The sequence below is a fragment of the Pseudonocardia charpentierae genome (assembly GCF_031845345.1).
In the GTDB taxonomy this organism is placed as follows: Bacteria; Actinomycetota; Actinomycetes; order Mycobacteriales; family Pseudonocardiaceae; genus Pseudonocardia; species Pseudonocardia charpentierae.
The window spans coordinates 137,625-151,800 of the sequence record NZ_JAVREJ010000016.1; the positions used below are offsets into that span (position 1 = coordinate 137,625).

14 protein-coding genes are annotated in these 14,176 nt (G+C 72.3%); 6 read left to right on the plus strand and 8 right to left on the minus strand.

The genetic code is table 11. The annotated features are described in order from the left end of the window. The first annotated feature begins 57 nt into the window (after positions 1–57). Positions 58–672: a dihydrofolate reductase family protein gene (locus tag RM445_RS21575; protein WP_311558627.1), complete on the plus strand. Its 615-nt coding sequence runs from the start codon at positions 58–60 to the stop codon at positions 670–672. A gap of 3 nt (positions 673–675) precedes the next feature. On the opposite strand, the gene RM445_RS21580 is transcribed toward RM445_RS21575, so the two are convergent. The 5 genes from RM445_RS21580 to RM445_RS21600 form a co-directional block, all read right to left on the minus strand. Beyond that, complete coding sequence (locus RM445_RS21580; protein ID WP_311558628.1) at positions 676–1,092, minus strand: DUF4870 domain-containing protein; 417 nt, start codon at positions 1,090–1,092, stop codon at positions 676–678. A gap of 169 nt (positions 1,093–1,261) precedes the next feature. Continuing rightward, entirely contained in the window at positions 1,262–2,320 is a 1,059-nt protein-coding gene (locus tag RM445_RS21585) for a zinc-binding dehydrogenase (RefSeq protein ID WP_311558629.1), read from the minus strand. 37 nt (positions 2,321–2,357) lie between these two features. Continuing rightward, complete coding sequence (locus tag RM445_RS21590) at positions 2,358–2,771, minus strand: RidA family protein (RefSeq protein WP_311558630.1); 414 nt, start codon at positions 2,769–2,771, stop codon at positions 2,358–2,360. Then, on the minus strand, positions 2,768–3,541 hold the full coding sequence (locus RM445_RS21595; protein WP_311558631.1) for an IclR family transcriptional regulator: 774 nt from the start codon (positions 3,539–3,541) through the stop codon (positions 2,768–2,770). The genes RM445_RS21590 and RM445_RS21595 overlap by 4 nt, the downstream gene beginning before the upstream one ends. Continuing rightward, entirely contained in the window at positions 3,538–4,581 is a 1,044-nt protein-coding gene (locus tag RM445_RS21600) for a sugar kinase (protein WP_311558632.1), read from the minus strand. Before RM445_RS21600 ends, RM445_RS21595 begins: the two co-directional genes overlap by 4 nt. A 106-nt stretch (positions 4,582–4,687) precedes the next feature. On the opposite strand from RM445_RS21600, the gene RM445_RS21605 reads away from it, so the two are divergent. The 4 genes from RM445_RS21605 to RM445_RS21620 are packed head-to-tail and all read left to right on the plus strand — an operon-like array spanning position 4,688 to position 9,735. After that, entirely contained in the window at positions 4,688–5,995 is a 1,308-nt protein-coding gene (locus RM445_RS21605) for a type III PLP-dependent enzyme domain-containing protein (protein WP_311558633.1), read from the plus strand. Positions 5,996–6,006: 11 nt separating this feature from the next. Continuing rightward, positions 6,007–7,614, plus strand: a complete 1,608-nt coding sequence (locus RM445_RS21610; RefSeq protein ID WP_311558634.1) for an N-acyl-D-amino-acid deacylase family protein — start codon at positions 6,007–6,009, stop codon at positions 7,612–7,614. Further along, on the plus strand, positions 7,611–8,270 hold the full coding sequence (locus RM445_RS21615) for a bifunctional 4-hydroxy-2-oxoglutarate aldolase/2-dehydro-3-deoxy-phosphogluconate aldolase (RefSeq protein WP_311558635.1): 660 nt from the start codon (positions 7,611–7,613) through the stop codon (positions 8,268–8,270). The genes RM445_RS21610 and RM445_RS21615 overlap by 4 nt, the downstream gene beginning before the upstream one ends. A 1-nt stretch (position 8,271) precedes the next feature. Beyond that, the gene (locus RM445_RS21620; protein ID WP_311558636.1) at positions 8,272–9,735 is read left to right on the plus strand and encodes a GntP family permease; all 1,464 of its coding nucleotides are present in this window, start codon (positions 8,272–8,274) and stop codon (positions 9,733–9,735) included. 3 nt (positions 9,736–9,738) lie between these two features. On the opposite strand, the gene RM445_RS21625 is transcribed toward RM445_RS21620, so the two are convergent. Further along, positions 9,739–11,043: an aspartate aminotransferase family protein gene (locus RM445_RS21625; protein ID WP_311558637.1), complete on the minus strand. Its 1,305-nt coding sequence runs from the start codon at positions 11,041–11,043 to the stop codon at positions 9,739–9,741. A 151-nt stretch (positions 11,044–11,194) separates the two neighbouring features. Between RM445_RS21625 and RM445_RS21630 the strand changes: the two genes are divergently transcribed. After that, complete coding sequence (locus RM445_RS21630) at positions 11,195–12,145, plus strand: GntR family transcriptional regulator (protein WP_311558638.1); 951 nt, start codon at positions 11,195–11,197, stop codon at positions 12,143–12,145. Here the strand turns inward: RM445_RS21630 and RM445_RS21635 are convergent. Together RM445_RS21635 and RM445_RS21640 are read right to left on the minus strand one after the other, a co-directional pair. Next, positions 12,111–12,953 carry a phosphoenolpyruvate hydrolase family protein gene (locus tag RM445_RS21635; protein ID WP_311558639.1) on the minus strand — a complete coding sequence of 281 codons (843 nt, stop codon included), beginning with the start codon at positions 12,951–12,953 and terminating at the stop codon, positions 12,111–12,113. The two genes, RM445_RS21630 and RM445_RS21635, sit on opposite strands and share 35 nt — an antisense overlap. Beyond that, positions 12,950–14,149 (minus strand): Tm-1-like ATP-binding domain-containing protein, encoded by a 1,200-nt coding sequence (locus RM445_RS21640; RefSeq protein WP_311558640.1) that lies wholly within the window; start codon positions 14,147–14,149, stop codon positions 12,950–12,952. The genes RM445_RS21635 and RM445_RS21640 overlap by 4 nt, the downstream gene beginning before the upstream one ends. Between the last annotated feature and the right edge of the window lie 27 nt (positions 14,150–14,176).

Genomic DNA, 14,176 nt, shown 5'->3' on the forward strand with positions numbered 1-14,176 from the left:
TTCGGCGGCCCACCGCGTCTGCCTGCCGACACCCCGCGACTGGAAGGGATCACCACGATGGCCAAGGTCGTCTCGACTCTGTTCATCTCGGCCGACGGTGTGGCCGAGATCGACCCCGCATGGCACTTCCCGTACTTCGACGAGAACATGGGCCGCGCCGTGGGCGAGGACTACGACACCGCCGACGTGCTGCTCATCGGTCGCGAGACCTACGACAGCTTCGCCGGGGCATGGCCCGAGCGCGAGGCCGCGGGCGGCGACGACGCCCCGTTCGCCAAGCAGATCGGCGACATGCGCAAGGTCGTCGTCTCGCGTCAGCCGCTCGAGTTCTCTTGGCGGAACTGCGAGCTGGTCGAGGGTGACCTCGTCGAGGCGGTCGGCGCACTCAAGGCCGATCCGGGCGTCACGGGCATCCTGATCCCCGGATCGCTCTCCGTGGTGCAGCAGCTGCTCGCCGCCGGGTTGGTCGACGAGCTGCGCCTGTTGGTGCACCCCGTGGCAGCGCGCAAGGGACGCAGGCTCTTCGACGACGGCGAGACGCCCTACCACCTGACGGTGACGGCGACGGAGGCGTTCCCGACGGGCGTGATCCGCGTGATCTACGTGCCGACCGAGGCTCCCGCCCCGGTCGGCTACGACGACGTCACGGACCAGGTGCCCGACGGGAAGTAGTGCTCAGGACAGCACGCGGATCTGAAACGGATAGTCGTACGGCCGGTCGTCGGCTGCGCGGACGGCGCCCTTGATGTGGCACCACGCGGACACCAGGAACAGCACGACGATCAGCGGGATGCCGACGACCGCCCCGATGACCGTGAAGATCAGCACCCAGCTGAGCAGGTAGAGCAGCCAGAACGTCAGGTTGAAGTTGAACGCCCCGGCGGCGGCCTTGCGGGCGTACGGGTCGTTCTTCATCACCAGCCACACCAGCAGCGGCCCGAGCAGGCTCAGCGACCCGGCGCTCAGCAGCGCGGCGATCGGCGCCGACAGGTGGGCGAAGATCGCTGCGAGGCGGCTGCTCGCGGGCGGGGCGGCGTCGATGCGGGGCTGGGAGGGGTCATAGGGCTGGTGGGGCTGGTAGGACGATGACATCGGGTCCTCTCCTTCAACGGCTCGGTCGTCCGGCTCAACGACCAGGCCTGGCAGCTTGTGCCCGGGCCGGCGCAGATTCAGGGGTGACCACGACGAAATCGAGGGTCGACCCTGAGGCCGATCGGGTCAAGGCGTCCGTCGGGGCTCGCCACGGACGGGTGAGGACAGCTCAGGGACGCAACACCGTGACGCCCGCCGCCGTCGCGGTCCCCACCTCGGCGAGCGCGTCGGGCCCTGCGTCGAGGGGGAGCGTCCGCCCGACCAGCCGGGCCAGCGGGAGGCTCCCGGCCGAGACGAGCGCGAGCAGGCGCGGGTAGTCGTGCGCCGCCATCCCGTGGCTGCCCAGTACCTGCAGCTCGCGGGCGACGACGACGTCCATCGGCACGACCGGCCTGCCCGCCGCGGCCGGCAGCAGCCCGATCTGCACGTGCCGGCCCCGACGGCGCAGGCAGCGGATCGACGCCTCGCACACGGCCGGGAGGCCGACGGCGTCGAACGATGCGGCGGCGCCGCCCCCAGTGCGGTCGGTGATCGCGGCGACGGGGTCGTCACGGGTGGGGTCGACGACGTCCTCGGCACCGAACTCGCGCGCCAGTGCCCGTGCCGAGGGAGAGGGATCGGTGGCGACGACCCGGGCTCCGGCCGCGACGGCGACACCGATCGCCGCCAGCCCGACCCCGCCGCAGCCGTGCACGGCCACCCATTCGCCGGCACGCACCTCGGCGACGTCGGTGACGGCCCGGAACGCCGTCGCGACCCGGCAGCCCAGCGCGGCTGCGAGAACAGCGGGCTCGTCACCCAGGGCGCCACCGTCGGCGAGGGCACCGAGGTCGACGAGATTGACGTCGGCGTGGTCGAGGGCCACGAACTCGGCGAAGGAGCCCCATCCGGTGAAGCCGGGCTGGGTCTGGTCCCGGCAGACCTGCTGGTGGCCCGCGCTGCACTCGGGGCAGATGCCGCACGCGGTGACGAACGGCGTGGTGACGAGGTCACCCACCCGTCGATGTCGTACGTCGGCGCCGGCAGCGACCACGGTGCCGGCGAGCTCGTGCCCGGGAACGTGCGGCAGCGTGACGTCCGCGTCGTGCCCCTGCCACGCGTGCCAGTCGCTGCGGCACACCCCCGTGGCCGCGACGGCGACCACGACGCCGTGTGCCGGCGGCTGCGGATCGGGAACGGCGACGAGCCGCGGCGGGTCCCGGAACGCCTCGATCACCACGGCACGCATCGCCGTTGAGGCTAGGCGACGCCGGTACGCCGCTCCCTCAGCCCGCCACGGCGAGCGCGTCGATCTCGACGAGCATCACCTCGTGGGGTAGGTCGACGAACACGGTGGTGCGGGCGGGGAGGGCGCCGCTGGGCACGTGCTCGACGAGGAACTCGCCGTACACCTCGTTCATCGCTGCGAAGTCGTCACGGCTGGTGAGGTAGACGCGGAACATCAGCACGTCCTCGACACCGGCGCCACCGGCCTCCAGCACGGCCCGGACGTTGTCCAGCGTGCGCCGGGTCTGCACCCGGACGTCGCCCGCCCCGATGTACTCGCCCGTGGCGGGATCGACGGCGCCCTGGCCGGACACCTGGAGCAGGCCGCCCTTGCGCACCCCCTGGCTGAAGGTGTGGGCCGGAGCCGGGGCGGCATCGGTCCGGACGACGGTCTTGGTGGTCGGGTCGGTCATGCGGGGTGTCCTCTCGACGTGTCGGGACCGGGCCGGTATCCGCAGTCCCAGGAGATCTTCCCGGTGACGGCGCGCAGCGCGGGCAGCAGCTCCAGGAGCTGGTCGTAGGTGAGCACGATGTCGGGCACCGACACCGACACCGCGGCGACGGCGCGGCCCGAGGCGTCGCGGACCGGTGCGCCGATGCAGTTGATGGAGTTCTCGTTCTCCTCGCGGTCGTGGGCCCAGCCCTGCTCGCGCACCTGCGCCAGCTCGGACAGGAACTCCTCCCGTGAGGTCAGGGTGTTCGCGGTCATGCGGTCGAACGTCACGCCGGCGAGGACGCCCTCCAGCTCGGCCGGCGGCAGGTCGGCCGCCAGCACCTTTCCGGCGGCGGTGGAGTGCACGGGTGCGCGCAGCCCGATGCGCGAGGCCATGCGCAGGTGGTCGTGCGACTCGAGCTTGTCGATGTAGACGATCTCGCTGCCCGACAGCTCGGAGAGGTGGGTCGTGCGGCCGTGCTCGCGGTTGAACGCGGTGAGGTGCGGCGCGGCGATGCCGCGGACCTCCCGCTGCTCCAGCCCGCGGCTGGACAGCTCGAAGACCTGCGAGCCGAGGTGGTAGCGGTGGTTCCCGTCGCGGAACACGAAGTGCTCGTCGGCGAGAGTGCGCAGCAGCCGCAGCACCGTCGTCTTGTGCACCCCGAGCTTGGCTGCGAGCTGGTCGAGCGAGGCCGGCCCGGCACCCAGGTGCTTCAGGATCTGCAGCGCCTTGTCCAGGCTCTGGCTCACCGTATTCCTCCCCCCGGCGCGGCGAGGCCCGCCGCCGTCACCTCGATCTTCGCCCAGTCGCCGGGAGGGGCGCCCAGCAACGGGTCGAGGACGTCGCCGGGCGGCATCGGCGCCGAGTCGCCGGTGACGGTGAGCACCGCCGCGGCGTGCAGGTGTCCGCGGCGCAGGCAGCGGGCGAGCGGTTCGCCGCGGACGAGGCCGGTCAGGAGGCCGGCGGCGAAGGCGTCGCCCGCCCCCACGGGCTCCACCACCTCCACGCGCAGTGCGGGCTGGTCGATCGCGGCGCCCGTGCGGTCGACCGCCAGCGCGCGTCGCGCGCCGTCCTTGACGACCAGCCACCGCGGATGCGGCAGCAGGCGACGCAGATGCACCGGGTCGTCGGTCCCGAACACCCGCTCGGCCTCGTCACCGCCGACCAGCACCAGATCGGCCCGGCCGGCCAGTGCGGCGACCACGCCCGGGTCGCCGCCGGGCCACATCTGCTCCCGCCAGTTCACGTCGAAGCTCAGCAGCCCCGGGCGGGGGCGCCCCGTCAGCTCGTGCACGAGCGCGGCGCAGGAGTCCGAGAGGGCGGCGGTGATGCCGCTGGTGTGGATCACCTGCGCGGTCGACAGCCGGTCGCGGAGGGCGGGCCTGTCGAGGAACGCCGGGGTCATGGCCGAGGCGGCAGATCCGGCGCGCCGGTAGCTCATGCGGCTGCGGGGCTCCCCGTCGGCGTCCGCCTCGGTGACCTTCGCGTAGCAGCCCGTCGGTCGCTCGGCGTCGATCTCCACGGCGGCCACGTCGACACCGCGACGCTGCAGCTCGGCGTGCAGGAACGCGCCGAGCTCGTCGCGGCCGAAGCGGCCGGCCCACGCGGCGGCGACGCCCGCGCCGGCCAGGCCGGCGGCGACGTTCGCCTCGGCTCCGGCGAGTAGTGCGGGGCCGGGCACGGGCGTTCCCGGCCCGGGCAGGGCGGGCACCAGGGCGAGAGCCTCGCCGAGGCACACGACGTCGGCGCTCCTCCTGCGCTGCTCCTGACCGTCCGTCGACCACTCCATGCGTTCGTTCCCTCCTGCTGGTTGACGGGCTTGTAACCGCGATGTTACAACTCTTCGTGCAGCAGACGCAATCAGCGTTGCAAGGTACGCAACCGGAGGAGGCAAGATGGCCGCGACCGTCGTCGGCCCGCAGCGGCTGGACCCGAACACACTCGCCGCGCTGGCGCAGCGACGGCTCGACCCGCTCGAGAAGGCGCTGCCGCCGGGGAGCGCCGGTCTGACGGCCGCGGAGTTCCTGGCCACCGACCCTCGGCTCTCGGCCTTCGCGACCCCGCTGCTCGTGCTGGAGGCCTCTGCGATCAACGCGAATGTGGCCCGCATGGCCGAGTGGTGCGCCCGGCGCGGTGTCGGGCTGGCTCCGCACGGCAAGACGACGATGGCCCCGGTTCTGTGGGAGCAGCAACTCGCCGCAGGCGCCTGGGGGATCACGCTGGCGACGCCCTCGCAGGTGCGCGTCGCCCTGGCGTTCGGCCTCCGGCGGGTGCAGCTGGCGAACGCGCTCGTCGATCCCGTCGGCATCACCGCGGTGAGCCGGGCCCTCGACGCCGATCCCGGGCTGCAGGTGCTGTCGTGGGTCGACTCGGTGCGGTCCGTGGCCGCCATGGACGCGGTCCTCACCGAGCTCCGTCCTGCGCGCCCGCTGACCGTGCTCGTCGAGCTCGGTGCGCCCGGCGGCCGCACCGGCGCCCGCGACCTGTCCACGGCGCGCGACGTCGCGGCGGCCGTGGTCGCCAGCCCGCACCTGCACCTGGGCGGGGTGGCCGGCTACGAGGGAGCGCTGGCCCACGACGCCTCGCCCGCCGGGCTCGACGTCGTCCGCCGCTACCTGCGCGACCTCGCCGCCCTGCACGCCGACCTCGCCGGCACCTACGAGGTCGACGAGGTGGTCGTCACGGCGGGCGGCAGCGCCTTCTTCGACGACGTCGCGGACGTCCTCGGGCCGCTGGCCGGGCCGGGGACGTGCGTGCTGCTGCGCTCCGGGGCCTACGTCATCCACGACGACGGCTTCTACCGGGGCATCTCGCCCCTCTCCCGGCACGGCGACACCCCGCTGATCTCCGCGATGCACGCCTGGACCCGCGTCGTCTCCCGGCCGGAGCCCGGGCTCGTCCTGCTCGACGCGGGCAAGCGCGACATCCCGTTCGACGAGGGGCTGCCCGAGCCGCAGCTGGCTGCCGACGCGCTCGGGGCCCCGGCACGCCCGCTGTCCGGCGAGATCACCGCGGTCAACGACCAGCACGCGTTCCTGCGGCTCGACCCCGGCACGACCCTGGACGTGGGCCACGTCGTGCGGCTGGGCCTCTCCCACCCCTGCACGGCATTCGACAAGTGGCGCGAGATCCCGGTGATCGACGGAACCGCCGGGTCGGCAACCGATCCCGTGGTCGTCGACCTCGTCCGCACCTACTTCTAGAGAGGGGACCCGTGTCCACGCTCATTCGCGCCGCCACCGTCGTCGACGGGACGGAGCGCCCCCGCTACCGCGCCGACGTGCTCGTCGAGGCGGGCGCGATAGCCGCGATCCTGCCTCCGGGCGGCCCGCCGTCGGCTGCCGACCGGGTGGTCGACGCCGACGGGCTCGTCCTCTCGCCCGGGTTCATCGACATGCACGCGCACTCGGACCTGCAGATCCTGCTGAATCCCGACCACCTCGCCAAGATCAGTCAGGGCGTGACGACCGAGCTGCTGGGCCAGGACGGCCTGTCGTACGCACCGGTCGACGACGACGCGCTGGCGATGCTCCGCAAGAAGATCGCCGGCTGGAACTCCGACCCGGCGGACTTCGACTTCTCCTGGCGCACGGTGGGGGAGTACCTCGACCGCCTCGACCGGGGCATCGCCGGCAATGCGGCCTACCTGGTCCCGCACGGCGTCGTGCGGGCGTTGGTCTGCGGCTGGGACGACGTGCCGGCCCGTGCCGACGACATCGCGGCGATGCAGGAGATCGTGCGGACGGCGATGGCCGAAGGGGCCGTCGGCCTGTCGGCCGGTCTCACCTACACGCCCGGCATGTACGCCGACAACGCCGAGCTCCTCGCCCTGTGCACGACCGTCGGCGAGCTCGGCGGCTTCTTCGCCCCGCACCACCGCTCGTACGGCAAGGGTGCGCTCGACGCCTACGCCGAGATGATCGACCTCACCACCCGCGCCGGCTGCCCGCTGCACCTGTCGCACGCGACGATGAACTTCGCCCCGAACAAGGGCCGCGCCGGCGAGCTGCTCGCCATGCTCGACGCGGCGATCGCGGACGGCGCCGACATCACCCTCGACACCTACCCCTACCTACCCGGCGCCACCACGCTCTCGGCCGTACTGCCGAGCTGGTCGTCGGCGGGCGGCCAGGACCCGACGCTGCACCGCCTGCGCGACCCGTCGGCGCTCGCCCGGATCCGCGACGACCTGGAGGTCCACGGGTCCGACGGCTGCCACGGCGTCGTCGCCGAGTGGGACACCATCGAGATCAGCGGGGTGACCCACCCCGAGCTCGACGGGCTGGTCGGGCGCACCATCGCGCAGGTCGCCGCGGACACGGGGCGTGAGCCGTTCGCCGTGTTCGTCGACGTCCTGCTCCGCGACGAGCTGGGCACCGGGATCCTGCAGCACGTCGGGCACGAGGAGAACGTGCAGGCGATCATGCGCCACCCCCGGCACACGGGCGGGAGCGACGGTCTGCTGGTCGGCGCCAAGCCGCACCCGCGGGCCTGGGGCACCTTCCCGCGCTATCTCGGGCACTACTGCCGCGACCTGGGCGTCTTCTCGCTGGAGGAGTGCGTCGGGCACCTCACCGGGCGGGCCGCCGCGCGGCTGAAACTGCGTGACCGCGGCCTGGTCAAGGCGGGGTACGCCGCCGACCTGGTGCTGTTCGACCCCGCCACGGTCGCCGCCTCCGCCACCTACGCCGACCCGCGGCAACCCGCCGCCGGCATCCCCTACGTGTTCGTCAACGGCGAGCTCGCGATGGACGACGGGCGGCGCACCGACGCCCTCGCCGGTCGCGCGCTGCGCCGCCTCCCGGACGGAGCCGTCGCATGACCTCGCTCACCCGAACCTCCTCGTACGAGGTGCTGGAGGCGCTGCGCACCGACCGCGCCCTGACGGTCGTGCGCGCCGACCACATCCCGGACGCCGCGCAACTCTGCCGGGCCCTGGCCGAGGGCGGGATCCGCACCGTCGAGCTGACCTTCACCACGCCCGACGTGCTGGACCATCTCGCCGCAGCGGCCGACGTCCCCGGTGTGCTGCTCGGCGCAGGCACCGTCCTCACCGCGGACCAGGCTCGCGCCGCCATCGACGCCGGTGCGCGGTTCCTCGTGACCCCGGGCCTGCGGCCCGCGGTGGCCGAGGTCGCCGTCGCCGCCGGCGTCCCGGTGATGCTCGGCGCCTTCACCCCGACGGAGGTGGCCGTCGCCGTCGACCTGGGCTCGGCCGCCGTCAAGGTCTTCCCGGCCGGTCGGCTGGGCCCGAAGTACCTGTCCGACCTGCGCGGACCGTATCCGCAGGTGGAGCTGCTGCCCTCGGGCGGCATCTCGGCCGACAACGCCGCGGCGTTCCTCGCCGCCGGTGCCACGGCCGTCTGCGCCGGCACGAGCGTCGTGCCCCCGGCCGCCGTCATGCGCGGCGACTGGACCGAGATCACCGAGCGGGCCCGCACGTTCGCGGCCGCCCTCACCCCGTCACCGGAGTCCTGAGATGACCGCGTTCGTCACCTGGCTGCAGCACGACACCGCCGGCCTGCTCACCCTCGCCGCCGTCAGCGTCGCCGTGCTGCTGCTCATGATCATCAAATTCAAGCTCGAGCCGTTCATCGCGCTGATCGTCGTCGCCCTGCTCGTCGCCCTGGCCGCAGGGCTGCCGATCTCCCAGCTGGTCGGCACGCCGCTCAAGGCGTCGGACTCCATCCTGGAGAAGGGCTTCGGCGGGATCCTCGGCCACATCGCCCCGATCATCGGTCTCGGCACCGTCCTCGGCGCGATCATGGAACGGTCGGGCGGCGCCGACGCGCTCACGTCGCGCCTGCTGCGGCTGTTCGGCCCGAAGGGAGCGCCGCTCGCGATGGGCCTGACGGGCCTCATCCTCGGCATCCCCGTGTTCTTCGACATCGGCATCTTCGTGCTCGCGCCGCTCGTGTACGTCGCCGCGAAGCGGGGTGGGCGGTCGCTCGTGCTCTACGCGATGCCGATGCTCGCCGGGCTGTCGATGACCCACGCGTTCCTGCCGCCGCACCCCGGTCCGGTCGCCGCCGCGGGGCTGCTGGGCGTGAGCCTGGGCTGGATCATCCTCATGGGCCTGATCTGCGGGATCCCGGCCTGGCTGGTCAGCGGGGTCTGGTGGGGCTCGTTCATCGGCAACCGGATCCACGTCGACGTGCCGGACGAGTTCATCGCCGCCGAGCTGGAGGCGTCGCGGGCCGACTCGGTCGACCCGGACGGTCCCGACGGCCCGGCCGGGTCCGGCGGCACCGCGACCGCCGTGCGCACCCAGCCCCCGTCCGTCGCGCTGATCGCCACGGTCATCGCCGTCCCGATGCTGCTGATCCTCAGCGCGACGTTCGGCAGCATCGTCCTGGCCCCGGGCTCGCGGCTGCAGTCGGTGGTGTTCTTCCTCGGCACACCGGCGATCGCCCTGACCGTGGCGGTGCTGCTCGCCATGTACCTGCTCGGCGTCCGGCGCGGCATGACCGTCGCCGAGCTGGGGCGGATCACCGGTGAGTCGCTCAAGCCGATCGGCATGATCCTGCTCGTCGTCGGCGCGGGCGCCTTCTTCGGCGCGGTGCTGCAGGCGACCGGCGTCGGCAAGGCGCTGGCGGGCTCGATGTCGGCGATCGGGCTGCCCGTGATCGTCTCGGCGTACCTCATCAGTGCCGCGTTGCGCCTGGCCCAGGGCTCGGCGACCGTCGCCATCGTCACCACCGCGGGCATTGTCCAGCCCCTCGTCGCCGTCGGCGGCTACACCCAGGCGCAGACCGCGCTCATCGTCATCGCCGTGTCGGCGGGCTCGATCGTCGCGAGCCACGTGAACGACGGCGGCTTCTGGATCGTCGCCAAGTACTTCAACATGTCGGTCAAGGACACCCTCAAGACCTGGACCGTGCTCGAGACGATCCTCTCGGTGGTGGGCTTCGCGATGGCGGGCCTGGTCTGGCTCGTCGTCTGACGGTCAGCCCGAGCCGACCACGGTGCGGACGGAGTCGTCGAGAATGTCGAGACCGGTGTCGAGGTCGGCCTCGCTGATCGTGAGCGGCGGGGCGATCCGGAAGATCCCGCCCATCCCCGGCAACTGCACGATGTTCATGTGCAGGCCCCGCTCCAGGCAGGCCGACGTGATGGCGGCGCCCAGGGCGTCGGCCGGAGCCCTGGTCGCCTTGTCGGTGACCAGCTCGATGCCCTGGAGCAGCCCGCGTCCGCGCACGTCGCCCACCACGTCGTACCGGCCCTGCAGGTCGACGAGCCGGTCCCGGAGCCGGTCGCCGAGCTTCGCGGCGCGCTCGACCAGACCGTCGCGTTCGATGACGTCGAGAACGGTGAGCGCGACCGCGGCGGCCAAGGGGTCCGACGCGTGGGTGGTGTAGAAGAGGAATCCGCGTTCGGCGCAGACCCGCTCGATGTCGTCGCCGGTCATGACGGCCGCGACCGGCAGGCCCGCGCCGAGCGTCTTGGACAGCGTGAGGATGTCCGGGGCGACGCTGTCGCGCTCGAAGGCGTACATGGTGCCCGTGCGCCCCAGCCCCGTCCGCGCCTCGTCGACGATCAGCAGCATCCCGCGGGCCGCGCACATCTCCTTGAGCCGTGCGAGATAGCCGAGCGGGAGTTCGACGACGCCGCCCGACGAGAGGATGGGCTCGACGAGGCACGCGGCCAGCGAGCCGGTCGACTGGGCGTCGACCGCGGCGAACCCGTAGTCCAGCTCCGACTCCCAGTCGTAGGAACCGTCGGCGTTCCGGAAGGGGGAGCGGTAGGCGTTGGGCGTCGGCAGGGTGAGGTTGCCGGGCAGCACCGGGCCGTAGCCACGGCGGCCCGCCGAGAACGTCGCCGCGGCGGCGCCCGAGGTCATCCCGTGCCAGGAGCGGTCGAACGAGACGATCTCGTACTTCCCGGTGTACATCTTGGCCATCTTGATCGCGGCTTCGTTGGACTCCGCCCCGGTCGTCACCAGGAGCATCCTGGTGAGGTTGTCCGGCAGCGAGTCCGCGAGCCTCGTCGCCAGCGTCACGACCGGCCGGGACACCATGCCGCTGAACAGGTGGGCCAACGACGAGATCGAGTCGGTCACCGTCTTCACGATGTCCGGGTGGGAGTGCCCGAGAACGGCGCTCATCTGCCCCGACGTGAAGTCGAGGATCGCGTTGCCGTCGCTGTCGTAGACGTACGAGCCCGCGGCGCGCTCGATGATCCGCGGGGTGAACGCGGGGATGTACCGGACGAGATGCCGGTCGACGTCATCCCAGAAGGGGTCCGTGGCCACGTTGTCTCCCTGATTTCGGGCGGACCCGGCGGACCGCTGTGGCCCAGTGAACTAAGCCATTGCTCGTCCAGCAAGCCTGTCGGCGCGGGACATCCGCGATTTGTCCTAGTATTCGGCGTACTAGCCTGGGACGAACGACGAGAACGAGGTCATGTCCGCCACCATCCGGGTCAGTCAGAAGTCCGACATCCCGATCTACCGCCAGATCGTCATGCAGTTGACGTTCATGATCGAGATGGGGCAGCTGGTCGACGGCGAACGCCTGCCCGGCTCACGCATGCTCGGCGACAACCTCGGGATCAACCGGAACACCGTCGCCCACGCCTACGGCGAGTTGCGGCGACTCGGCCTCGTCGAGGCCCGCGGGCGCAACGGCATGGTGGTCGTCGGCGGTGCCCAGGCACGCACGACGTCGGCGGCCCGGGATCGCGCGCGCGACCTCCTGGCGGCGGCCGCGCGCGAGTGCGTCGAACTGGGGCTGACACCGTCCGAGATCCAGGAGCTCGTGACGAACCTCGCCGTCCTGACGGCCGGCACGGGTCCGACGGTCGCCTTCGTCGAATGCAACGCCGACCGCGCGACCTCCTTCGCCCGCGAGATCGAACGAGAGGTCGGCGTCCCCGTGAGGCCCCTCGTACTGGGCGAGTTCGAGGCGGCGCAGGTGCAGGCCGAACTCGTACTGACCACGTTTTTCCATCTCGCCGAGGTCCGTGGGCTGCTCCGTGGCCCCTCAACCGACGTCGTCGCCCTTGTCGTGGGGCCACACATTCAGACCCTCGTCGAGATAGCGAGCGTGCCGAAGGGTCAGCGGGTCGGCATCCGGTATCACACGGAGGAGCAGGCCGCGAGCGTCCGCGACTCGCTGGCGCAGGCCGGCGTGACGAACGTCGAGGTCCTGGACGGCACGGGGCCCGAGCACCTGAGCGGGATCGAGGTCGTCGTCATCCCGAGCGGGATGCCCGAGCTGAAGCAGCTCCTCCAGGACCGGGTCCGGGTCATCGAGTTCGGCAACGTCCTGGACGCCGCCTCACTGCGCATGGTCCGTGACGTCGTCAGCGAGCTCCGGGTCAGCGCGGGTCAGGCCGGGCGAGGCGGCTCTTGAAGGCGCGCGTCTGCTCGATGAGCGCGGTCTCGGTGGGCAGCCGCTCCATCGACGACGCCCCGTAGAAGCCGTGGCAGTCCTTCGTGCGCTCCAGCACGTACGCGGCGTCGTCCGGCATCGCGATCGGGCCGCCGTGGCAGAGCACCAGCACGTCGTCGCGCACCTCGCGGGCCGCCGCGGCCCACTCGTCGACCAGCCGGACGCAGTCGTCGAGCGACTTCGCGGTCTCCGCGCCGATCGATCCGCCGGTGGTCAGCCCCATGTGGCAGACGACGATGTCGGCGCCGGCGGCGGTCATCGCCCGGGCGTCGTCGGCGGAGAAGACGTACGGCGTGGTGAGCAGGTCGGCGGCACGGGCGGCGCCGACGAGGTCGACCTCCAGTCCGTAGCCCATGCCGGTCTCCTCGAGGTTGGCGCGAAAGACCCCGTCGATCAGCCCGACGGTCGGGAAGTTCTGGATCCCGGCGAAGCCCAGGTCGGTCAGCTCGCGCAGGAACCGGTCGGTGATCATGAAGGGGTCGGTCCCGTTGACGCCCGCGAGGACCGGGGTGCGGGTGACCACCGGCAGCACCTCCGCGGCCATCTCGACCACGATCTCGTTCGCGTTGCCGTAGGCGAGCAGGCCGGCGAGCGACCCCCGTCCCGCCATGCGGTACCGGCCCGAGTTGTAGATCACGATGAGGTCGATCCCGCCGGCCTCCTCACACTTGGCCGACAGGCCCGTGCCCGCACCGCCGCCGACGATCGGTTGCCCACGGCGCGCCATGTCCTGGAAACGCTCCACCAGCTCCGCACGCCGGAACCTCATGCCGGGACCTCCGCTCCGGTGACCTCGCGCCAGGCCGCGACGAGCGCGTCGGCGAACTCCGGGTCGTTGACGTGGTACGGCACCCGGGTCACCACGCCCGGCCGGCCGACGCCGTGCTCGATGGTGGTGAAGAGCGCCTCGTCGGCGTCCGGGTCGTGGAAGGGCATGCCGGGCGCGTCGAGCGCCGACACGCCGCCGGTCGGCAGCAGTATCCGCACCGGACCGGTCATCGCCGTGATCTTGCGGGCCAGGAACTCGCCGATCGCCACGCACTCTTCCTTCGTGGTGCGCATGAGGGTGATCTGCGGGTTGTGCTCGTAGAACAGGCGGCCGACGTAGCGCTGCGGCACGGTGTCCGGCGCGGCGAAGTTGACCATGTCGGTCGCGCCGACCGAGCCCACGTAGGGCACGCCGGTCCGCACGATCGCGTCGAGCCGGTCGTCGCCGGCCGCCATGATCCCGCCCGCCACCAGGTCGGCCACCTCGGTGGTCGACACGTCCACCACCGAGGCGACGAGCCCGTCGTCGACGAGCTTCTCCATGGCGCGACCCCCGGTGCCCGTCGCGTGGAACACGAGCGGGTCGACCTGCTCGCCCAGGCGCTCGACCACCGCCGTCACGCACGGCGTCGTGACCCCGAACATGGTGAGCCCCACCGCCGGCCGGTCCTGAGCATCGGGCACCGCGTGGGTGACGATGCCGGCCAGGGCGTGCGCGGCGTTGCCCAGCACCAGCCGGGAGATCCGGTTGAGCCCCGCGACGTCGGTCACCGAGTAGAGCATCGCGATGTCGCTCGCCCCGACGTAGGGAGCGACGTTCCCGGACGCCACCGTCGACACCATGATCTTGCCGACGCCGACGGGCAGCGCGCGCATGGCCGGCGTGACCAGCGCGGTGCCGCCGGAGCCGCCCAGGCCGAGCACGGCGCCGACGTCGTCGCGCCCGGTCAGGTACCGCTCCAGCGCCACGGCCATGGCGGTGACGGCGCTGCCGCGGTCGCCGGTGAACACCGCGTCGGCGCCGTTCGGATGGTGTGCAGCGACCTCGGCCGCGGTCACGTCGGCCGCTGCGGCAGAGCCCGACGTGGACACGTCGACCGTCACCACCCGGGCGCCGGCGGCTCGCGCGAGCTCGGCCACGTAGGCGAGCTCGCGGCCCTTGGTGTCGAAGGTCCCGACGACGCAGGCGAGATCCATTGGACCTTCCTAGCGCATCGGGGCGCG